Source organism: Vibrio sp. 1249-1 (assembly GCF_033340495.1).
Map to the genome: position 1 here is coordinate 173062 of NZ_JAWOWJ010000008.1, position 22195 is coordinate 195256.

Genomic DNA, 22195 nt, shown 5'->3' on the forward strand with positions numbered 1-22195 from the left:
GCAAAAATGAAACCATTTATTACCATTGACGGCCGTAAAGTTGGGCCAGACTTCCCTCCTTATATCATCGCAGAATTATCCGCTAACCATAATGGGGATATTAATCGTGCTTTCCAAATCATGGAAGAAGCGAAGAAGGCGGGTGCAGACGCGATAAAATTACAAACCTATACTCATGAAACTATTACTATGGATTGTGACTCTGAAGAGTTTCAAATTCATGGTGGTTTATGGGATGGGCAGACTTTGTATGAGTTATATAAAGATGCTCATATGCCATGGGAATGGCATAAGCCGTTATTCGAAAAAGCTCAAGAGTTAGGTATTACTATCTTTAGTTCTCCTTTCGATTTTAGCGCAGTAGAGCTTTTGGAAGAACTCGATGCTCCGGCTTATAAGATTGCTTCGTTTGAAGTGATTGATCTACCTCTTATTAAACGCGTTGCCCAAACAGGCAAGCCAATGATCATTTCAACGGGAATGGCGAATCAAGAAGAGATTGCTGAAGCTATTAAGACAGCAAAAGATAATGGTTGTCAGGAGTTGGTTGTGCTTCATTGTGTCAGTGGTTACCCTGCACCTGCAGACCAATACAATCTAAGAACGATTGCAGATATTGCCGAGCGTTTTGATGTTCTTTCAGGTTTATCTGACCACACTATTGATAACGCGACAGCAGTGACATCTATCGCCCTTGGTGCTTGCTTAATTGAGAAGCATGTAACAATGGATCGCAATGGTGGTGGCGCTGATGATAGCTTCTCACTGGAGCCTCTAGAGTTACAGGCATTGTGTAAAGATACGAAAACAGCGTGGCAAGCTCTTGGTAAGGTTAATTATGAAAGAACTGAAGCGGAAAAAGGTAATGTGAAGTTTCGTCGCTCTCTTTACATTGTGAAAGATATTAAAGAGGGCGAAATATTAACGCCAGAACATGTTCGTAGTATTCGTCCCGGATTTGGTCTAGCACCAAAGTATTATGATGAAGTGATTGGAAAAACTGTAAAAAAGAATATTAGTCGTGGAACTCCAGTCTCTTTTGAACTTATCTAACGGTTATAACTAAGTTCAATCCTCTTTTTATATTCTAATAGCGAGTAAAAAATCACACACTCCTATCTATACTTTAAAAGTAGTGTGTGATTTTTAGAAAGTAGTAATAGATTGAAAGGTAAGACGATTAAAGAGGATTTAAGTGCTTTAATGATGAGTTTTTATTTTCTAGTCTAGACATAAGCAATACCTAGCTGAGCATTGCTTATGTTTGGTTAAAAAGTAGAACTACGATTTTATTGATTTTAAGTAATATTTTGTATATTTACTCTCTATTTTTTGTAGTAGAGACTTCTTCCTTTTTATTTCTTTGCCATTTATATAGCCTTTCTTGTTATTAAACGAATATCCGTGAACCTTGAATCCTGGATTTATCATATGGCTTGCCATTTTTAGGCAACCTAATTTATTATCTATTGGCTCCAAATCGCTTTCTATTAAGGTAATTAGTTCTTTGGTTGATGTTGGGTTGTAAGTTATATTTAAATGCCGATAGAAACAGTTACCTAATAGGATTGATGGTTTGCTCCAGTATGTCGCCTCTACACCAATACTACTACCAAATGTTATAATTGCATCGCAATTATACATTAGATTATAAGTTGAAATTTTACTTTCAGGTGGAATTACAACAAAGTTATCACTTTTTAGTGCCAATAGTTTTTCTAGGTAAGATTTTTGAGTGCCACGAAGATTTGGGTGAATCCTAAGATAGAAAATAATATTATGATCCTTCGCGTAATTAGAAATAAACGTAAGGCCTTCATATTGGTTTTTAAATAATCTGTTTTCTTCCCAGCTTCCTCCAATGGCCATAAATTCATCTTCTGAACTATTGAATATAGCGATCTTCTTTTTTTTTGGATCCCAGTTGTCAGGTAAGAGGTCTTTATTCTGCTGTTTGGTATAAGACTCTTCATTGCTAAATAGTGATTTTGCTCTATTATTGAAGAATTCTATCGCTCTTTGTTCAGTCTTTGCATAGCCCAGATTTTTAAACAAGCTTTCTACTAAATATCCATTATATGCAATATCATGAGGCATTGCATTTTCAAAAATCATTGCATTGTCTTTGCTAAAGTTTAACTCAACAACAGTAACTGGGATATTTTTTATTTTTGCTAAATCAAAAAAACTACGATAAGTATTCAAACGAGAGTTAAATAATACGAACTTATCAAATGAAAAATGTTGTTGTAACTGCACAACAGAATCGGTTAGCTTACAGGCAGTAGACAGATATTTATCTATAATTAATCTAGTTTTTTTATTACTATAGTCAATATCAACACTACGTGTAAGAGATGCATAACTAGATAAGGCTGAGTAGCCCACATTTGTACCTTTATATTTAATAGCTTTTAGTTCTTCAGTGGAATGGTAGTTAAATTTATAACTTCTTAATCCTAAAGTTTCCTCGTGTTTATAGCCACCGATAAGGTGAGACAACGCTTCTCGAGTCCGACGTTTACAAGAACGGCAGGTAGATGGAAGGCCTAGAGGATTGTATAAGCAGCTATCATCGGAACCCGAGCAAGTTAATATCGTAATATCATTACCTTGCTTAATCAGTTCATTAGTATAGCTAAGCGTTATTTCTAGGTTTGGACTATGAGCTCCAATTGGAAGTTGGACTAAGATTTTATTAGTCATTTTGCCTCTCAAATACGATAAAAACTAGAAAAGAGTTGTTCATTAATAATGGGGTTGAATTTTTATATTAGATACTTATATTTTGTTAAGAGTTCTATTTAATGCGCCTTTATTTTCTTTTAGCCACAAGTTAGCTCTATGAACACTTTTTGACGCTGTGTTACATGATAGAATGATTAGTATTGTTTCTGCTAAGGATGTAAAATCATCAATTAGGTAGATCGCCTTACATTCACGAAGACTATTTATTATTTCTATAAAGTTGAAGTAGCTTGGTCCATTGATAGTTGGTTTAGAGAGTGCAATAGGCTCTAGCACATTATGACCACCAACCTTATCTCCAATTAGGCTTCCACCCATAAAGCAGATGTCCGCTGCGCCCATCAACGTTAGCATCTCACCCATAGTATCGCCGAGATATACTTGAGTATCCGTCTCTACTGCATGCGTTGAAGTACGACGCACAGTGTTAAAGCCTTGCTGTTGGCAAAGCGTGAATACATCATCAAATCGTTCTGGATGGCGAGGAACCAAAACGAGTAAAGCATTTGGATGAGATTTTAAAACTTGTCTATGTGCATCTAATACCTGTTCGTCCTCGCCTTTGTGGGTGCTAGCTGCAATCCAAATCGGACGATCGTTTCCAAATTGGGCTCGAAGCTGCTGTCCTTGCTGTTTCACTTGCTCTGATATTTGAATATCGAACTTAATCGAGCCAGTAACGGATAGTTTCTTTTTCTCAACGCCTAAGCGTTCGAAGCGCTCTGCATCTGAATCCGTTTGGCAGAGTACTTGAGTTAGGCATGGATGAAGCTGGTTAAAAAGCCGCTGTATTTTGGCGTAGTTCTGACACGATTTTTCAGATAGGCGCGCATTCACGACAGTTATAGGGATACCCGCTTTGTGAACATTGTGAAGCGTGTTTGGCCACAGCTCAGTCTCAATGATCAACATCTGTTTTGGCTGCACTGCTTTAAGAAAACCTTTGATAGCGAACCCAAAGTCAATTGGCATATAGCGGTGTTCAATTAAATCACCCAACTTAGCAATCTGTTCAGCTCCCGTACTTGTTGTTGTTGTAACTAGAATAGATTGTTCGGGGTTTTGTTCCTTAAGGGCTTTGATTAAAGGTGTTGCTGCTATGCTTTCACCAACAGATACGGCATGTATCCAAATAGGTTTGTCGTTGCTTTTTAACTTGGGGGTTATGCCAAAGTGCTCTTTCCAGCGAGAGCCGAACTTAGGCTTATTTGGTTTGCTCTTGTACAAACCAAATAAAAGCAGCGGTGACGCTAGGGCGAGTAGTAAGGTATAAATAATGCGAACTAACATGAGCTTATCGTAATGGCGTCAAGTTTTTGGATACTATCTAGCACTTGCTTAGGCGAAAGTTCTGTCAAGCACTTAAGGTGTTTGTACTGACATTCACGCTGGAAACAAGGGCGACAATCAATATCGGTATGAACAATCTCCACTTTTTCTGCGAGTGGGGGGGTGTACTTCGGTGAAGTTGAGCCATAAACGGCAACAACATTACAACCAACCGCAGCTGCCACATGCATTAAGCCTGAGTCATTCGCGACAACAGTCTTACATGCAGCAAGGAGATCGACTGCTTCAATTAAGCTGGTTTGGCCTGCCAGAACATGAATGTGCTCATGGAATTGCGTCGGAACAAGTGCGCGAATATTGTTACAAGTCTCTAAGTCCTTTTGAGAACCAAACAACCAGATTTGATGTCCAGAATGAGCCATTTGCGTCGCAACTTCAGCGTAGTGTGTTTCGGGCCATTTTTTGGCAGGACCAAACTCTGCTCCTGGGCACAGTCCAATAATTGGTTGGTCTTGGGCTAAGTTGAACTTTTTGATCGTGGCTTGTTGCTCTGCTTCGTTGATTGCAAGGCGTGGGCGAGGTAAAGTTTCAAGCCCGCCAAGAGAGTTAGAATCCACCATTTCTGCTTTTGGATAAGCTAACGCTACATAGCGCTCTACCATATACTGAAAAGACTTCATGTTAGGGCGTAAGTCATTCAATAAACCATAGCGCATTTCTCCCTTCCAGCCAGTACGAAGAGGAATGTTGGCAAACCATGGGATCAGTGCTGATTTCGCTGATTTAGGCAAGATATAGGCGTGGTCATATTGCTTTTCACGTAATGATTTGCCAATTTCCCTGCGGCCTAATAAGTTAAACTCACCATGACCGATAGGCATTTCAATCGCTTGATGGATTTCTGGCATACGCTCAAGAATCGGTTTACACCATCCTGGAGCGATAACGTCAATTTGGCTATCTGGATGGCGTTGCTTTAATACAATATATAACGATTGCGACATTACCATATCGCCGACCCATGCAGGGCCAATGACTAAAATCTTCATGCTTTGTTTTTCCAGTATAGGAATTTCAAAATTGACTCATAAGTTCTAAAAAGTTCAGCGTATATTTTATTCGCAAGAGTCATTTTGGATTTATCTTTTCTTTTACCACCAATCGTCGAAGCAATCTCTGCTCTAGTAAAGAGATCTGGAGACACGCTGTAAACTTGAACACCATGTCTCCATGGTTTTTCCATGTAGTCATCGACTGGTTCAATAAACTCTTGAGCATGCATAACAAACTTTGAGGCTGCTTTAGGTGTGACGATATAAGCGGTGGTACCACAAGTGCCTGCTGAGTATCCCCCTAGCATATGATTATCATCAATAGGTACGATTGGGGTGAATACACGCTTCTGAGTGGCAGACAACTTGATGTAGTCATAATTAGAAGTCAATGGAAGGGTATGTTCGAGTACTTGCTTCAGCCCTTCGACGGGGTCGACGTTGTCTTCTAAGATGACGATCGGTTCATCAAGCTCAACACAGCGAACCCACAACTCGTAATGGCTTGCAAAACAGGCGACTTCACTGGTTTTTAATTGATACCCTTTGCGGCGTAGAGTAATGGTAGGACGACTTTTTTCTGAATGAAGAAAACGGTCAACAGAGCCATCTATTGCATCAAAAAATTCAAACGTAATGCCTTGTTGTTTTAACTTTTCTTCAATACGTTCTCGGCGATCCAGCGATCGAGCCAAGCTTACGACAAATACTTTCACTGCACTTTCCAGTCGCTGTTATATCTTGGTTTAAACAAATTGTAATAGTTATTGCCGCCTTCTTGAGAGTGCAGCAACTGTAGTACCCACATATATTGTTCGGGTTTATCACCGACAAAATATTCAATGGCTTCATTACAGGTACGAGCGTCTTGCTCTTCGCCTTTATCCAGCTCAAACGCTGGTAAAATCTCAATATCAAACGTACCATCTTCAGTGTTCATCGACGCAAATAGAGGCAGTACTTTTGAGCGTGATAGTTTCGCAATTTTGCCTAAACCAGGTAGCGTTGCTTTACGTGTTGCAAAAAAATCTACAAACACACTATGCTCTGGGCCGTGATCTTGGTCGGGTAGATAATACCCTACATAGCCATCTCGAATGGATTTCAGAAAAGGCTTAATGCCACCTGAGCGTTCATAAACACGACCACCGTATTGGACCCTTTGCTTGTGCATCAGCCAGTCAGCAACATCATTCTTTTGCTTCTTCGCCATTGCAGAAACTGGCATTCCCATTGAAGCGAGCAAGATAGCAGGCACATCAATAGCCCAAGAGTGGGGAACCATTAAAATTACATTTTCGTTGCTATCAATGTGCTGTCGTAAAGTGTCTAGGCCGCGAATTTGGCAACGGTTCTGAAGCCATTTTGGTGAGCGTAAACTTAGTAACCCGAAGCGAAAAAAGAACATGGCCGCTGTGTAGAGTGTTTTTTCTATCAAAGCTTCACGTTCTTGGAACGATTTTTCCGGAAAACACAGCTCAAAGTTAACCCTCGCTCGATGAGCTGGACCTTTGTGGGATTTAGACAGTTTTTTGGCTATGGTTTTCGCCAACCACTTTTGTAAACCCAGTGGCATTAATGATAACGGTAAAAATAAGATAACACCTAACCACGTGCCCCAGTACTTAGGCGACAGAAAGTGGCGCTTAAACTCAGGGTTATATGCTTTGGGGTCGAAGTCATCACGTTTTATTGTCATGGCGTGTCTAGTTACCTATTCGTGTACGGGCGAAGTGGTTTAAATGAGAAAAAGATAGTTAGGAATGATACAGGCTATTGCACTTGAGTAAAGGTGGCAGGTTATGGTTCTACCACCTTGTGGTGCTTAACTGTTTTGGATAGTTAAGTATTCGGCAACGCCTTCTGCAACTGTCTTGAATTCAACATCACAACCTGCGGTGCGCAGTTTGGTCAGATCCGCTTGTGTGAATTCTTGGTAAGCGCCTTTTAGGTGCTCAGGGAATGGGATGGTTTCAATTTGGCCTTTGCCATGATGCTTGATAACTGCTTTTGCTACCTCTTCAAAAGATTCAGCACGGCCAGTACCACAGTTAAAAATGCCTGATACGCCGTTTTCTAAGAACCACAGGTTTACTTTACATACATCACCAACGTAAACGAAGTCGCGTTTGAATGATTCGCTGCCCGCGAACAATTTAGGATTTTCACCTGCGTTAAGTTGGTTGTTTAGGTGGAATGCAACTGATGCCATGCTACCTTTGTGGTCTTCACGTGGGCCATATACGTTGAAGTAGCGGAAGCCGGTGATTTGAGAAAGGGTCTCACCATGTTCTTCAGCATCTTGCCATAGGCGACGAACGTAGTTATCAAACTGCTGTTTCGAGTAACCGTATACATTCAGTGCGCCTTCGTATTCGCGTTCTTCAACGAAAGTCTCTGTATCGCCGTAAGTGGCTGCGGAAGAAGCGTATAGGAATGGAATCTCGCGATCTAAACAGTAATGCAGCAGCTCTTTAGAGTACTCGTAATTGTTTAGCATCATGTACTTACCATCCCACTCAGTCGTTGCAGAGCAAGCACCTTCGTGGAAAATTGCCTCAATCGGACCAAAATCATCGCCCGCCATAATTTGGGTCAGAAAGTCGTCACGATCCATGTAATCTGTGATGTCCAGATCAACTAAGTTCTTAAACTTTTTGCCATTTTTTAGGTTGTCGACAACCAGGATATCGTTAATACCAGCTTCGTTTAGTGCTTTAACAATGTTGCTGCCGATCATGCCAGCGCCACCAGTTACGATGATCATAGAACTTCCACCATAGATTAAAATTTTCTCAGGAATTCTAGCAAGAAACGAAAAGTAGCGCTATTGGAAGCAGGAAGATAGGTTTGAGTCTTCTATGACTCAGTATCTAGATATGAAAAAGGGAGCCGCAGCTCCCTTGATTACTTTATTATTCCACATCCGAACGGTTAGGCCTTTGATACCAAGGATTTCGCTCGTCGGTCAACTCAATCAAGCTGTATTTACGTCCGAGTTTCTGTCCTCCGTCACGAGTAAGAGGCTGCCAACTAAAGTTCGCACGATTGTTGCTTGGCTTAACGGTCATGATGTCAAATGGAATCGACAAGTAGAAACCTTTGGTAAAACTACCTTCACCAAATTCATCCGCAGACAAGTCTGTAAATGAGGCAAAGGCGCCAGCAATTACGCCACTCTTGAACTGCTTAGAAACATTGATTTGTGTACCAACATCGCCAGCTAGGAACTGACCAACATCGACTTGGATCATCAAATCTTGTAGGAATTCCCATTGAGGGTAGTAGTAACCAGATACAAAACCAGTGAAGCCTTTATCAATAACTTGGAACGGACGTCCATATTCTGGCACGTTTTGCCATTTCTCGTCGTAAACACCGAAGTAACTTTGTGGATCACGTTGAGAAATTACGTTGACGTCAGCGCCAATCGCCCAGTTAGCTCCTTGCGGTCGGTAAAGAAACTCGGTACCAACTCCGGCAAACATGCTCTCCAGATAACCCGCGTAGAATTGCTGATCCATCGTATCGGAATACTCTTGGAACCAAGTCAATTGTAAGTTTGACATGGTTACAGCATGTTCATTTTGGTAAGCGCGGAACATGGTGCGAACACGAGGAACGGTAGTGCCATCAGGTGGAGTGACATAAATAAACTTATCGTAGTTGTTATACCAATCCCAGTATAACGAACCGCCAATTTCAAGGTTGTCCGTCAGCCAGTATGAGGCATTACCGCTTAGCCCTACACTAAAGAGATAGAAATCTTCAGCGTTTCCGAGAGTTTGAACTAGTTTAGGTGCAAAGCCCCAATCAAAACGTTTAAAACCATCATAGACAGATTCTCCACTTGACTTATTGCTAGCTTTTGCGGTTGCACCTTCTATTTTGGGGTTGATGTAATTAACTTGGGCAAAGTCGCGATATTTCTCCTTGGAAATAATCGTTTGTTCGCCGACTAAGCCTCGGCTGCGTTCATTGATCGCATAGGTATCAATATCGTCAGGCATTTCATTGTGAAGTACAGCCGCCGCTTTTTCGTGTGCCTCTGTACGGTCACGATATTTCTTCTGCTCACCAACGACAGTTACTGTACTGTCATCAACATAAATACGCGTGTTTTGGTAACCAGCAATTTTGTCTAAACCTTCTGTTACACGTTCCCAATCAACATCAGACAGTTCTTCAGGCTGGCTATCTTCGATTTCTGGTGTTGGTGTGTCTCGCCAGAATGATGGCATGTCATTGAAATTAGTGTTTAGCGTTAAGCCCGCGACCAACGTGTCGCCGCGTTCATAACTTAAACGAAAGTCGGCCATTCCGATACGGTAGAGCACACCAAAGTTCCATGGCGTGTGGGGAGACATATCTACGCCACCGCTTACCACAGGTAAATCTTTGCTATAATCATTACTATCGTACTCAAGCTTGAAACGAAGAGGGGCGTGTAATGTCTGATATTCCACACCACCAAATAATGCCGTAGGCCCTTTGAATGTTCTATCAAAGTTGGTTGTGCCACCTGTTTCTAAAAAATCAGCAGGACGTTCACAAAATCGATCTGATAATTTACAAACTGGATTAGATACATTGTCACGCGTACCTAATGAACCCCATCCCATACCGAGAGTAAAATCAAAAGTACCTAAGCTTGGATTAGAGTAACGCTTGGTGGCTGCTATGTATTCCCCATCGAAAAGGCCTGTACCAGCAAAGTCTCGCACACCGAGAGATAGTTCCGGAATATACTGAGATTCTTTGAGTAATCGAACTTTGAAATCTATACCTTTATCAGTGTACTCATTATCAACATTAGGAAAAGTTGGGTCGTACGGTATTGAGGCTACTCTTGTATAACGAATAGTCGCTTCTAACCAAGGCATAATTTGTAATGTTGCATTATAAAACAGGTACTCATTACTACCTGTGACAGAAAAGTTGAATTCCCCTTCAGGGGCCATACGTCCGGTTGGCATCTGCATTAAGCCAACACCACCAAAGTCAGACTGAGAAGGCTGTAACGTGGGAGCCTCAAAGGGCATGTCTTGAGCCCAAACCAATGCTGGGCCCATTAAATAAAGGGTTAAGCTTTTTCTAATTGGCATCATTGCGGTCTCTTTGTGGAATTTGGTATCAGTTGAGTGAGTAGGCGGACAATGTCTTGGTCCATTTCCGAGTATTCAAGTTCACCAAACGGAATATATACCAATGTCAGAGGTGGTAAGTAATATTGTGTTGTTAACCAAGCTCCGTGATGCGGCTTAACTACGTGACCATCTGGGTAGATCAACACTGGCGGTGTTGATAACGTACCAATGTTACTTTTCAAATTCTCTAACTGTCTCTGCAAAGGGATGCCTGCCTGCTCCTTAATGGAATACACACTATTTAAGTTTCCCAGGTAATACACTTTTTCTTCGCGTAGAGGGCTTGCGAGAAGGAAATTGCCGCGCAACAGTGGGTTGTCGAATTTATTTAGTCGAATTTTATCAACATCTATCGCAGACAGTAAACGCGGTGCAAAGCTTTGCTGCTGAATGAACTTGTAGAATGGATGTGCGACCAAATTGTGTTGAATCATTTGATTGAGCACCGAGTTCTTTAAAGCGGTAGAAGTTTTCTCGGCGCGTTCCGATTTATCAAACAAAGTGGTACCAAGAGAGTATTGCAGAGAGACGCTTTGCTCCCTAGCAAGTGCTAACACACTTTCTAAACGAGCCGGCCCTTGAAATTGTAGCCGTTTGCCTGCTTCTAGCAATTCAACATTTAATGGTTGCATAGCAGAGGTTTCTGTTTGAGCGAAGCTAGGCATGCTCAAAAGCGGCATGACCAAACCGAGTAATGTGAGTAGTTGCTTGCTCATGATTTGCTATATCCCTTCAAAATGGTTAACTCAACCGGAATCATATTTGGCCCTAGGTGTTGTAAGGTTTTAACGACCTGACCTTGTTCATTGACCCAATAGTAGTTTTCGACCGCTCGAGAAAGGCTACTAAACTCAACAACTTCTCTATATACGTTGGTTATAGTGCTAGAAATAGGTGTTGTTAACGTTTCTTGGCCTGAGTAAGAGCGCGTTACATTTGCTGGAAAGCCATAACGGTATTGTGTCGCCCAATCGTATGAGAGTGCGTAGTTGACAGAGGTTGAATCTAAAGAAAAATCTGGAACGTCACCGTAAACGCCCGCTAAGTCCCCACTCTGTAGACCAATCGTTTTGACAATATGTCCATTTTCCGTAACGAGCATTGCTTTATCGGCGCTTACCCATTTTAGTTGTTTTTTACCACTGAGTGGGTTTCGTTCCGCGAAAGCTAAAACAACAAACACCTGTTTTTGATTTCCAAGTTTCAAGTAGGCACTGGCATATGGAACAGCATTTATTTCTTCTGGTGTCATCTCTACATCAATGTAGTTACCGTACGCTTCTTGGACGGTTGCTGAAACATCATTGAATTTCTGTGTGCAGCCAAAGAATAAACTTAGTAGCGGAAGAGTGAGGAGTGGTTGTATCCATTTAGACGTTCGGAAGATATTCATTATTCCCTCTTACAAATAAAATCGCCCTGAGTCATTCAGGGCGATTATCTTCTATCTACAAAACGAAATTAGTTTGTAGAAGTAGAAGTAGAAGTAGATGTTGAAGTAGATGTTGAGTCGCTATCTGACGCTGCAACTGCTACTACAGTTACCGCTGCTGCTGCACCTACTGCTACAGCTGTTGTGCCTGTTGCAGATGCAGAAGCTGCGCCTGCTGAACCTGCTTCTTCTGCTGCAAATGCAGTTGATGCGCTTAGAGCCATAAGAATAGCTAGAGCTGTATTCTTCATTATTAATCCTTGTATATCCGGTATAAAAACATCGATGTTTGGTAGCATAAAAAATGCTCCAAATTATATTCTAGATAAAAAAGCCTTAGCATGTAAATAGTTTCTTATTTTGCTATGGCTTACGATCTCATTTCTAACACCAGCGTGACATTGTGCGGTTATCTTGCTCCCTTGCTTGCTGATAAACTATCAAGAGTGCATAATTTGTCGGCCTATTTCCTCCAGGACTAGAGGTTTGGAGTCAATAGGTCGTTTTTACTTACACCATATAGAAAGCGATACAGTGGCTTACGCTCAACGCCTCAGGGCGGTAGCGTGCCAACTCTTCAGTATTTAATGGCCTGCATAGCACACTTAACTTTGCTTTGGCAGTCCATATTATTACCAGTACTAGGGACTTTTACGTGATAAGAAAGCAGCATTGTTTAGGAATACTTAGTGCACTGGGCTTAAGCCTGAGTTCTTTTTCAGCGTCAGCCGATTTTTATGCTGGTGCGTTAGTGAGCTACTCAAATGCAGAATTGAAAAGCTCGTCTTCTGAGTCCGTAAAAGAGGGGAGTCCTTTTCTTCTTAGTGCGCAAGCTGGTTATTTCTTTAATGACTATATCGGCTTAGAAGGGCGTTATGGGACATCAGTTCAACGTGACAGCGGTCTTGCCGTTGATAGCGTTTTGAGCGGCTTTGTTAAGTTGAATATGCCAGTTTCAGAGCGAGTTGCACTTTATGGTTTAGCTGGGTATTCAAGCGTTCAGCTCGATCTACAAAATGTAGGTTCTCACAAAGAACAAGGATTTAGTTTTGGGTTAGGTATGCACTACGCTTTAAACAACCAAAGCGCGGTGATATTTGAGTTCGTTGATAACGTCTCTGAAGACCAAGTTCGCCTTAACTCGATTACACTGGGTTTTCAGCACCGATTCTAATTTAAATACCTATAGCTCAAACTTGGGGCTAGGGGCTTTTATTCAATTATTATAGTGACATACCATGTTTAAAGGATATTTCTCTATTGCCGCTTTTATATTGGCAAGTACGTTTGCGTCTTATTCGATGGCACAAACACCCACTCCAGAACAAATAAAAATGTTTCAAAATCTACCCGCCGACCAACAACAGGCCTTGGCGAGTAAATATGGTTTCTCCAGTCCTTCTAGTTCATCTTCAAACAAGTCTCCTTACGAAAACCCGCAAGTAATCAAACCTAGGGCTGAATCTAGTGGCGCTGTATCTTCTAATATAGAGGAACAATGGCTCAAAAAAGACGAGAAGGAAGAGCTTAAACGCTTTGGTTTAGATCTTTTTGCTGGTTCTCCAAGCACTTTTGCTCCGATCAGTGATGTTCCTGTGCCAGCAAATTACACCGTGGGGGCTGGCGATGAAATCATTGTGCAGTTGTTTGGTAAGGAGAATGAAACGCATCGTTTACGCGTAAATCGTGCGGGCACAATCAACTTCCCTTCACTTGGGCCAGTAAATGTTGCTGGCATGCACTTTTCCGATGTACGTGACTCCCTGACTCAACGAGTAAAAGAACAAATGATTGGTGTGCGCAGTGATATCTCATTGGGCGAACTGCGTACCATGCAAGTGTTTGTCATGGGGGATGCATATAAACCAGGAGCCTACACGGTTAGCGCATTGACGACAATTTCACAAGCTATCTATTACAGCGGCGGCTTTGGTGAAAGTGGAGCGCTGCGAGATATTCAGCTAAAGCGTGATGGGAAAATCATTCGTAAGTTGGATATGTATGACCTGTTACTAAAAGGTGATGCAAGTAATGATGTGCGCTTACTACCGGATGATGTTGTTTTAATTGGTTCTGTTAACGATACAGTGTCTATAGAAGGCGAGATCAACCGTCCTGCAATTTATGAAGTCAAGCAAGGTGAAACATACCAGCAACTTATTCAGATGGCTGGTGGTTTTACTGCGAATGCCCATGCCGAGCAATTGGAGATAAAACGCTATGCTTCACATGGCACTCGTGAGGCTCTGACGCTTGATTTCAATAAAACGCAAGATCGACAGAGTAAAGTTAAAAATGGCGACGCCATCAAGATCTTGAAAAAAAGCGAAGAGCTTACTCGTTACGTGCAGATAGAGGGGGATGTTCGTCATCCTGGCTATGTGGAATGGCGCAATGGCCTTCGTGTTGCCGATCTTTTCAAATCTGTTGACTCAGCTTTTAATTCTACAGCTGATGTTAACTATGCGGTTGTGGTAAGAGAGATTAATCCACAGCGTGATATTGAAGTGTTCCAACTAAGCTTAGCTAACGCGATTCTATCACCAGGTAGCCAAGACAACATTAAGTTACACTCACGAGACCGTATATTGGTTTTCAACCGCTTTAATAACGAAGACTTGGATACATTAGCAACGCAAGAGTCTGTTTCAAAAGCAAAAACGCTAGAACAAGCGCAAGAGCAAGCTGAGCTAGAACAACAGAAAGAACAAGAAGTGATGAGCTCTTCTGTTGCCGTTTCGCATTCTGCAGACGGTATGGTCGTCAACCAGAACACAACTCAGCTGGATAAACCAGTTAAAATCATTTTCCGTGGTAAAGAGATTACAGAGGAAGACTTTGAAAAGCTGAAGCAAAATACTCGTCGCACTTTACTTGCCCCAGTGTTGTTACAACTTCAGCAACAGTCTCGTTTGGGGCTAGCCCCTCAAATTGCTGAAGTCTTTGGTGAAGTGAAGCACCCAGGACGCTACCCGATCACTCCAAGAATGACGGTATCAACGCTTATTGAAGCTGCTGGTGGTTTGACTTACAACGCATTCACAATTAATGCAGAACTAGCGCGAACCGCTATTAATAGTGCGGATGAGCGTGCGTATATTGATGTTGAACGTATTGATTTGCGTAAAGCAATCCAAGGCAGTGCTTCGGACGATGCAATTATCGTAGGCCGAGATCGTTTGAACATCCTAGAAAAGCCAAATGTGAAGCTACAAAGTACAGTCACTTTACAGGGTGAAGTTCGTTTCCCTGGAACCTATACCGTGCGTCAAGGTGAAACTCTGAACGAGTTACTGGAGCGAGCGGGCGGTCTAACCGAGTTTGCTCACCCTCAAGGAGCAATATTTACGCGTGAAGCATTACGCTTACAAGAGCAGAAGCTCTTAAATCAATACGCCGCAGATATGCGAAAAGAAACAGCGAAGAAGACGTTCCGAGCAGATAGCAATATAGGTTCTGTAATTTCTGACCCAGAGAAAACGTTAGCGTTTGTAGAGGAAGCAAGTCGCAGTAAAGCACTTGGTCGTATGGTGGTACAGCTAAACCGTATTTTAAAAGGCGAGCGTTCAGCAGACTTTATGCTAGAAGATGGAGACTTCCTCTTTGTGCCGACCTTCCGCAACACAGTCTCAATCATGGGAGAAGTTCAGGTTCCAATTACCTACTTGTTGGATAACAAACTCGATGTTGATGATTATCTGAATAAAGCTGGTGGTGCGAAAAAGCAAGCGGACGAAGACCGTATTTTTGTAGTACGTGCAGATGGTTCTGTTTATAAGCCTTCATCTGGCTACTGGTTTGGAAATAATAAAGAAGAGCTAAAGGCTGGTGACACAATTGTCGTACCAATTGACACTGACTACCGCGATGCGTTAAGTACATGGACAGCTGCAACGCAGATACTTTATCAAACTGGTGTGGCGATTAATGCTCTAAAATAGAAACTCAATAAGACCAAAGCTTGGCCTAAGTCTTTCTAAACACTAAAGTAAAGTTGGCTCTTCTTGATGAGGGGCCACTTTGTTTTAATACTTTCTTCTCCTTATTCCTTTTGACTAAGACGAAAAATATGTTTTTGTAGAAGGTAAACTCTTAATTCATAACACAATACATATGAATCAAAAAAAATATCCCGACAAATATCAAGATGATTTCCCATACGAAGTAAATGCAGGAGAAGCAGATCTCAAAGAAATGCTTCATGCTATCTGGAAAGGTAAGTGGATTATTATCGCCATAACTTTTGTGTTCTCTATTGGTGCAGTGGTGTATTCACTTAGTTTACCAAATATATATCGAGCGGATGCTCTACTATCTCCTGCAGAGAGTTCAAATGGTGGGGGGCTGTCAAAATTAGCTGGGCAGTTTGGTGGTCTAGCTTCATTAGCGGGTGTAAATCTAGGTAGCAGTGACTCATCACAAACGGAGCTCGCCGTTCAGGTGATGAGATCTCGTAAATTTATTGACTCCTTTGTTAAAAATCACGACTTGCTGGTACCTTTGATGGCGGCAAAAGATTGGAACTTAGGTAATGACGAGCTTATTCTGGATGATGAAATATATGACGAGACAAATAAAAAGTGGCTTCGTGAACCTGATGGTTTAAGAGGTCCTAAGCCATCGGCGCAAGAAGCGTATGATGTATTTAGAGAAGATATATTTAGTGTTAATCAAGATAAAGAGACAGGGTTGTATACAGTATCCGTTAAACACTACTCTCCTTTTATAGCAAAGCAATGGGTAAATTGGTTAATTACTGACATCAACAATGTGATGCGAGATCGTACAATCTCTGAAACTTCTCAAAACCTTGCTTACCTTAATGAGCAGTTACAAAAAACTGCGGTAGCAGATATGCAAAGTACTTTTTACAAGCTTATCGAAGAACAAACAAAAAGCCTCATGTTAGCAGAAGTTCAAGAGGAATTTGTTTTTAAGGTCGTAGACCCAGCAGTAGTCCCAGAGGTTAAATCGGATCCTAAACGAGCGCTGATTTGTGTATTAGGCGCCCTATTTGGTGGTTTATTAGGTGTTAGTTTAGTCCTAATTAGATTTGCGATCAGAAAATAGCAAACTTCTAGTGAAGTCGTTCTAGCTAGGTCTGTTACTTTTAAACTATTCTTGAGCGTTATCCAGAAGTTAAAAAAATTATTATCTTTTTTTCGTGATGAATTGAAGCAGTTTGAGCTGAAGAAAAAGTATCCGACAAAAGAGTTTTCGCAGCTCCGCTTCTTATTGGCGCTGTCCGTGACCAAAATCGTATGTCCAAGGTTGTGAAGGTGTGGATGTGATTATTCATGCAGCACTTAAGTGCGGTGTAAAAGATGTCGTGACACTTTCCACAGATAAAGCATGCGCATCTATTAACCTTTATGGTGCAACGAAGCTGGCATCAGATAAGTTGTTTACAGCTGCAAACAACATTAAAGGCTCTAAAGATATCCGCTTTCGTGTTGTACGATATGGCAACGTAATGGGCTCTCGTGGTTCAGTAATCCCGTTTTTCTTAAATAAACGAGAAGAGGGTATCTTGCCAATAACCCACGAAGATATGACACGCTTTAATATCTCATTACAAGATGACGTAAATATGGTTATGTACGCTTTAGAAAATCACTTGGGTGGGGAAATCTTCGTTCCAAAAATTCCATCTTACAAAATCCTAAATATTGCGGAAGCTGTTGCTCCTGAATTAAGCCTAAGGTCGTTGGGATTTGCCCTGGTGAAAAGCTGCACGAAGAGATGATTACAGACACAGATTCTTTAAATACCATCGATCTTGGTAAGTATTATGCGATTTTACCTTCGGTATCATTTGTGTACGTGGAAGAAGAATATCCAAAACATCATACAGCGAAAAAAGTACCATTTGGTTTTAAATATAACTCAGGTACGAACACCGAGTGGGAAGGTGTAGAAAGCTTACGTGCGCTAGTTAAAGAACACCTTGATCCAAACTTTACTTTTTAGTCTTAATATTAATGGAGAGATTCACAATATTTGAACCTCTTTAAATTCAATCTTTATTTCCTCTCTATTTATTATTTATTAACGTATTATATTCTTATGTGACATCAATAAACATAATAAATGGAAAATCTCTATTATTTTTGAAAATTGGTCTTTAGATGAATTTAAATACTGATAAGATTTATAATCTGTTAATCAAAGTTCTTATACTTGCATCTAAGTTTTTACTGATGATTTGTTTGGCCAAAAGCCTTGAAGCTTACGAGCTCGGTATTTATGGCTTGATACAGTCAATCGTAGTTTACTATATGTATTTCTGCGGTTGTGATCTGTATACATATTCAACGAGAGAGTATATTAGAACAGAAAATGAACTCATATTTATTAAGCATTCAAAAGCAATAATATTAATATCAATTGCTGGAATATTGATAACATTAGTAGCATTAAAAGGAATAAATACCTTATTTGAATATATACCTATAATAGTGCTTTTATGTTTTCTTGAGCATTATAACCAAGAAGTTGGTCGTATGTTAATTGCAAAAAAATACCAGCTCAAAGCTGGTATCCAACTTTTTATTCGAAGTTCATCTTGGTGTTATATCATAGCGGTAGTAGTTGCCCTGAACATAACCAAGATAGAGTTAATCTATGTTCTTGGTCTATGGGCCTTATGTAGCTTTTTCTCATTATTATATGGAAGTTATATTCTGTTTAGGGCAACAAAAGTAAATATTAACGATATAATGCAAGAAAAATTAACCAAAAATTGGTTGATTAAAGTCTTTAAAACCAGTTCCGTATTCTTTATAGGTACACTTGCTGTCAGGACGATATTTGTCTTAGATAAGTCATATTTTGAATATACTGACCAGCTCAATGATCTAGGTGTTTATGTCTTTTATTCAAGTTTTGCCGGTGTTTTATTATCTTTTTGTGACTCGGTAATCTTTCAATTCTCTTACCCCAAGTTAATACAGTTATATAAAGACGGTAAAAATCAACTAATGAAGAATGAGATGATCAAGATGCTAATACAGTGTTTAGCAATATTGGTTGTTTTTTCATTAGGTTCTTATATATTTTTAGGTTACTTAATAGAATTTATTGGAAAAGATGAATATGTCAATAACATCGAATATTTTTGGTGGTTGTTACTTATAAACTTTATATTGGCAAGTTCAACTATTTTTCATTACGTTATTTACGCATTTAATTATGATAAAGCTATTATGATGATAAGCATTCTTAGTTTATTATCTTTTATTGTTGTTTTAGTAATTGGCGATTTCTATAGTATATCTGCTATAAATACGGTTGTCCTTGCAGTACTTGTCTCAACACTCGTTACAGGTATTATGAAGTTGTTGAAAGTCAGAGAAGGTTTTAAAAAAGAATTTTAACATGAAAAAAATAGCTATTTTAATTAATACAGCAGCATTTTCTAAGTATTACATCAAGCTTGGTAAAGCTTTAATGGCAAAGGGAAATGATGTTAGGTTTTTAGTCATTAATGAGTTTTCTCGTGACTTATACTTCTCACCTGATGAGCTAAATAATGTTGTAACTTGTAAGTATGATGACATTATTGATCAAAGCTTTAAATTACCAGACTCGATCTGTTCTTGGGTAATGCACCCAGACTATGATCGTGGCTGCTATTATGGATTTGAAGATGAATTTAAACAAAAAAAAGGACTGCAAGAAGTAAAGCATTTGTATAAATTCTTAGAAGATAACTTGAAAGATTTCGATCCAGATTTCACTTTCTATGAAAACGTTTCTAACTGCTATGCACACCTTGCCGCTGAGGTATCGACAAATCTAGGCATTCGTTACTTGGGGATAACTGCGTCTCGACTACCTGGTAAATCTTATTTTTCTATAACCGGAAATGAAATAAAGCATCATATTAATCAAGGGATTGAAGATGATGAATTTACCAACGAAGATATTAACTACGCTTCTAAATATGTAAATAACTTAATTTCAATTCAACCAGACTACATGAAGTTCAATGGCTTATCTAAAATATCTTTGAGTTCGACTCTCAGCAAGAAAAAACCGTCATTCGGCAGCCTTATAACACATTTTAAATATCTAAATAGCGTTGGGATTCAAATGGGAGTACCTTTGAAGTCATCTGTTAAGTACAGACTTAGAGATGTTTTTAGAGTCTTCAATAAAAAAAGAATAAATAAGTTATACAGCAACGAAGTTAAATTTGAACCTAATAGTAAGTACTATTTATATCCATTACACTATCACCCAGAATCTTCGACTTCTCTTTTAGCAAAACATTATGATGAGATAGAGGTAATTAGAAATATCGCCTTTTCCTTAAGAGAAAATGAATTCTTAATAGTTAAAGATCATATCTCTGCCAGTGGTTTTGAAAGCTACGATTATTATAGAAAAATAGCTAATTTACCTAATGTTATCTTTACTAGGCCAGAGGTTAACGTTAAAAGCTTGCTGTTGAAATGCGATGCAATAGTAACACTGACTAGTACGGTAGGGTATGAAGGAGTTCTTCTTAATATTCCAGTTCTATTATTTGGAGAAGTCTTCTATGAAGACCACCCACTAGTCAAGAAGGTTGACTCTTATAAAGATATACGCAAGTTATTAGATTCCTTAGAAACAGAAAATAAAGACTACTCTGATTATAATGTTAAGTTTGTAGCGGCATATAACAATGCATGTTTCGACTTCTCTTTCGATCTTAGAGATAAAGATACCTCTAAAGGAATTGATGGTTTAGTAGATATAATATTGGAACAATAAATGAAAATAATGTTTGTTAACCATGCAATGCATTGTGGTGGTACTGATCGAGTTGTACATTCTCTTCTAAATATTCTTGGAGATGACAAAAATATAGAATGTGAATTGCTTACAATTAGAAGTGAAACCGAAGACTTCTTTGAAGTTCCAAGCTTTGTCAAACGCCATTCTCTTGGATTCTGTAAAGATGATAATGAATTAAGTGGTTTATCTTATTTTACGCTTGATAACATAAAGCTAATTTTAAGAACTAGGAAAATTATAAAACAAGCTAATCCTGACTTTATCGTAACAAACTGGACTTCTACAAATTGCCTTACCATTTTGTCCACGCTTGGTTTGAATAAAAAAGTTATTGCTTACGAGCATATACATCATGATTTACCAAGTAAAATTTGGCAATATGCAAGACGAGCCTTGTATCCATTTGCTTATAAAGTGCTCGCTCTTACTGATTCTGATTTACAAAAATACAATAAATATTGCCGAGCGATTAAGGTTATCAATCCAGTCTCCATCTTAGAAGGCAAAACTGATAATACCACTGACTCTGCGGCAGTTACGGAAAGACCAAAGTATGTTCTTGGTGTAGGACGGTTGGAACAACAGAAAGGCTTTGATCTATTAATCAATGCCTTTTCACTTATTTCGGATAGAGTGCCAGATTGGAAACTACGATTAGTTGGTGGTGGTACATTAGAAGCAGAACTTAAAGAACAAGCTAATATATTGGGCATTAGTGATAGAATCGAATTTGTTGGTGCAGTGAAAGATGTATTGCCGTATTACCAATCATCTCAAGTATTTGTATTGTCATCTCGGTTTGAAGGTTTTGGACTTGTTATTGTTGAAGCTCAAAATGCTGGAAATGCGGTAATTTCCTTTGACTGTCCAACGGGGCCTTCTGAAATAATAGAACATGGTTTTAATGGAGAACTTGTCGAAGCTGAGTCAGTAGATAATCTTTCTGAGGCAATTTATAGCCTAATTTCAACACCTAGTAAGATTAAAGACTATTCAAGTCGTGGAAAATTAACCTCATTAAAATATGGTAAAGACAGTATAAAAAGTTTATGGCTGGAAAAAGTATTGAAATAAGATTTAATGTGGTTGTATCGTTACTTCTTATCATATTCCTATACGTATCTAATTTGATTAGTTATGTTTTAAGTTTTGAAGAATACAAGCCGATATTTGTTTCTTTACGATATATAGTAACGCTTGTTTTTATTATTTTTGCATTTACAGATTTAAAAAATATATATCAATACAAGAAGCTATTTATCATTAGCTTCATTCTTTTTGGTTTAGTTGTTGTCACCAAAAACACATTGTACTTAGATATCTCAATTTTAATACTTTTTTCTGTTTCACTATTTATAGTTTCTAGAGGCTCCTTACATCACTACTTAGGAATTGTATCTACTTTATTAATTCTATTCTTTGGTTGTTTTGTCTTCTTTACATTAATAGGTGACCTTGATAATGAAGTTTTAAAGCAACCAAGTACACACTTATTCACTCTGAAGTCATCATTAGGTTTTGTTAACCCTAATGTGGTATCAATGTTGATTTGTACGTTTACGATTGTTCTTTTGATCTACCAAAGATACCTTTTATTCTTACTGTACTTTGTTGTTTTTTCTATTTCTTCAATATTACTTGGCTCTAGGACATATATACTAGCTTTGTTTTTTTCAATGTTTATTGTTGTGTTTAAAAACAAAATAAAAAAGATAGACTTCCTTTCTGGTTTAGTTTTGATG

General features: G+C 39.3%; 17 protein-coding genes and 1 pseudogene. 8 read left to right on the plus strand and 10 right to left on the minus strand.

Annotated features, from left to right (window positions below; all coding sequences use genetic code 11):
- The first annotated feature begins 6 nt into the window (after positions 1-6).
- Positions 7-1053 carry a pseudaminic acid synthase gene (gene pseI, locus R7Z50_RS16130; protein WP_318149150.1) on the plus strand — a complete coding sequence of 349 codons (1047 nt, stop codon included), beginning with the start codon at positions 7-9 and terminating at the stop codon, positions 1051-1053.
- A gap of 228 nt (positions 1054-1281) precedes the next feature.
- Here the strand turns inward: pseI and R7Z50_RS16135 are convergent, their stop codons facing one another.
- The 10 genes from R7Z50_RS16135 to R7Z50_RS16180 form a co-directional block, all read right to left on the minus strand.
- On the minus strand, positions 1282-2706 hold the full coding sequence (locus R7Z50_RS16135; protein ID WP_065275032.1) for a hypothetical protein: 1425 nt from the start codon (positions 2704-2706) through the stop codon (positions 1282-1284).
- Between the two features lie 75 nt (positions 2707-2781).
- On the minus strand, positions 2782-4038 hold the full coding sequence (gene waaA, locus R7Z50_RS16140; RefSeq protein ID WP_065275033.1) for a lipid IV(A) 3-deoxy-D-manno-octulosonic acid transferase: 1257 nt from the start codon (positions 4036-4038) through the stop codon (positions 2782-2784).
- On the minus strand, positions 4032-5087 hold the full coding sequence (gene waaF / locus R7Z50_RS16145) for a lipopolysaccharide heptosyltransferase II (protein WP_053303377.1): 1056 nt from the start codon (positions 5085-5087) through the stop codon (positions 4032-4034). The genes waaA and waaF overlap by 7 nt, the downstream gene beginning before the upstream one ends.
- Entirely contained in the window at positions 5084-5806 is a 723-nt protein-coding gene (locus tag R7Z50_RS16150; protein WP_053307407.1) for a glycosyltransferase family 25 protein, read from the minus strand. The genes waaF and R7Z50_RS16150 overlap by 4 nt, the downstream gene beginning before the upstream one ends.
- Positions 5803-6789 (minus strand): lauroyl-Kdo(2)-lipid IV(A) myristoyltransferase, encoded by a 987-nt coding sequence (lpxM, locus tag R7Z50_RS16155; RefSeq protein ID WP_318149151.1) that lies wholly within the window; start codon positions 6787-6789, stop codon positions 5803-5805. Before lpxM ends, R7Z50_RS16150 begins: the two co-directional genes overlap by 4 nt.
- Before the next feature lie 126 nt (positions 6790-6915).
- Entirely contained in the window at positions 6916-7857 is a 942-nt protein-coding gene (gene rfaD, locus R7Z50_RS16160) for an ADP-glyceromanno-heptose 6-epimerase (RefSeq protein WP_005379462.1), read from the minus strand.
- A gap of 148 nt (positions 7858-8005) precedes the next feature.
- Complete coding sequence (locus R7Z50_RS16165; RefSeq protein ID WP_225477637.1) at positions 8006-10198, minus strand: YjbH domain-containing protein; 2193 nt, start codon at positions 10196-10198, stop codon at positions 8006-8008.
- Positions 10195-10953 carry a capsule biosynthesis GfcC family protein gene (locus R7Z50_RS16170; protein ID WP_186584523.1) on the minus strand — a complete coding sequence of 253 codons (759 nt, stop codon included), beginning with the start codon at positions 10951-10953 and terminating at the stop codon, positions 10195-10197. Before R7Z50_RS16170 ends, R7Z50_RS16165 begins: the two co-directional genes overlap by 4 nt.
- A complete protein-coding gene (locus R7Z50_RS16175) occupies positions 10950-11630 on the minus strand; it encodes a YjbF family lipoprotein (RefSeq protein WP_186584521.1) in 681 nt (226 codons plus the stop codon). The genes R7Z50_RS16170 and R7Z50_RS16175 overlap by 4 nt, the downstream gene beginning before the upstream one ends.
- Positions 11631-11698: 68 nt before the next feature.
- Positions 11699-11920: a hypothetical protein gene (locus R7Z50_RS16180; RefSeq protein WP_005535462.1), complete on the minus strand. Its 222-nt coding sequence runs from the start codon at positions 11918-11920 to the stop codon at positions 11699-11701.
- Positions 11921-12324: 404 nt separating this feature from the next.
- On the opposite strand from R7Z50_RS16180, the gene R7Z50_RS16185 reads away from it, so the two are divergent.
- From R7Z50_RS16185 to R7Z50_RS16215, 7 genes and pseudogenes are all read left to right on the plus strand, one after another.
- Complete coding sequence (locus tag R7Z50_RS16185) at positions 12325-12843, plus strand: outer membrane beta-barrel protein (protein ID WP_047103814.1); 519 nt, start codon at positions 12325-12327, stop codon at positions 12841-12843.
- 64 nt (positions 12844-12907) lie between these two features.
- Positions 12908-15610 (plus strand): SLBB domain-containing protein, encoded by a 2703-nt coding sequence (locus tag R7Z50_RS16190; protein ID WP_225477639.1) that lies wholly within the window; start codon positions 12908-12910, stop codon positions 15608-15610.
- Between the two features lie 172 nt (positions 15611-15782).
- Positions 15783-16739 carry a Wzz/FepE/Etk N-terminal domain-containing protein gene (locus R7Z50_RS16195; RefSeq protein ID WP_186584519.1) on the plus strand — a complete coding sequence of 319 codons (957 nt, stop codon included), beginning with the start codon at positions 15783-15785 and terminating at the stop codon, positions 16737-16739.
- 44 nt (positions 16740-16783) lie between these two features.
- Positions 16784-17639, plus strand: a pseudogene (locus tag R7Z50_RS16200) (polysaccharide biosynthesis protein); the annotation flags it as partial.
- Between the two features lie 158 nt (positions 17640-17797).
- Positions 17798-19045, plus strand: a complete 1248-nt coding sequence (locus R7Z50_RS16205; protein WP_213905884.1) for a lipopolysaccharide biosynthesis protein — start codon at positions 17798-17800, stop codon at positions 19043-19045.
- A 1-nt stretch (position 19046) separates the two neighbouring features.
- Complete coding sequence (locus R7Z50_RS16210) at positions 19047-20429, plus strand: hypothetical protein (protein WP_186584517.1); 1383 nt, start codon at positions 19047-19049, stop codon at positions 20427-20429.
- Positions 20430-21527: a glycosyltransferase family 4 protein gene (locus R7Z50_RS16215; RefSeq protein WP_186584516.1), complete on the plus strand. Its 1098-nt coding sequence runs from the start codon at positions 20430-20432 to the stop codon at positions 21525-21527.
- Positions 21528-22195 lie beyond the last annotated feature (668 nt).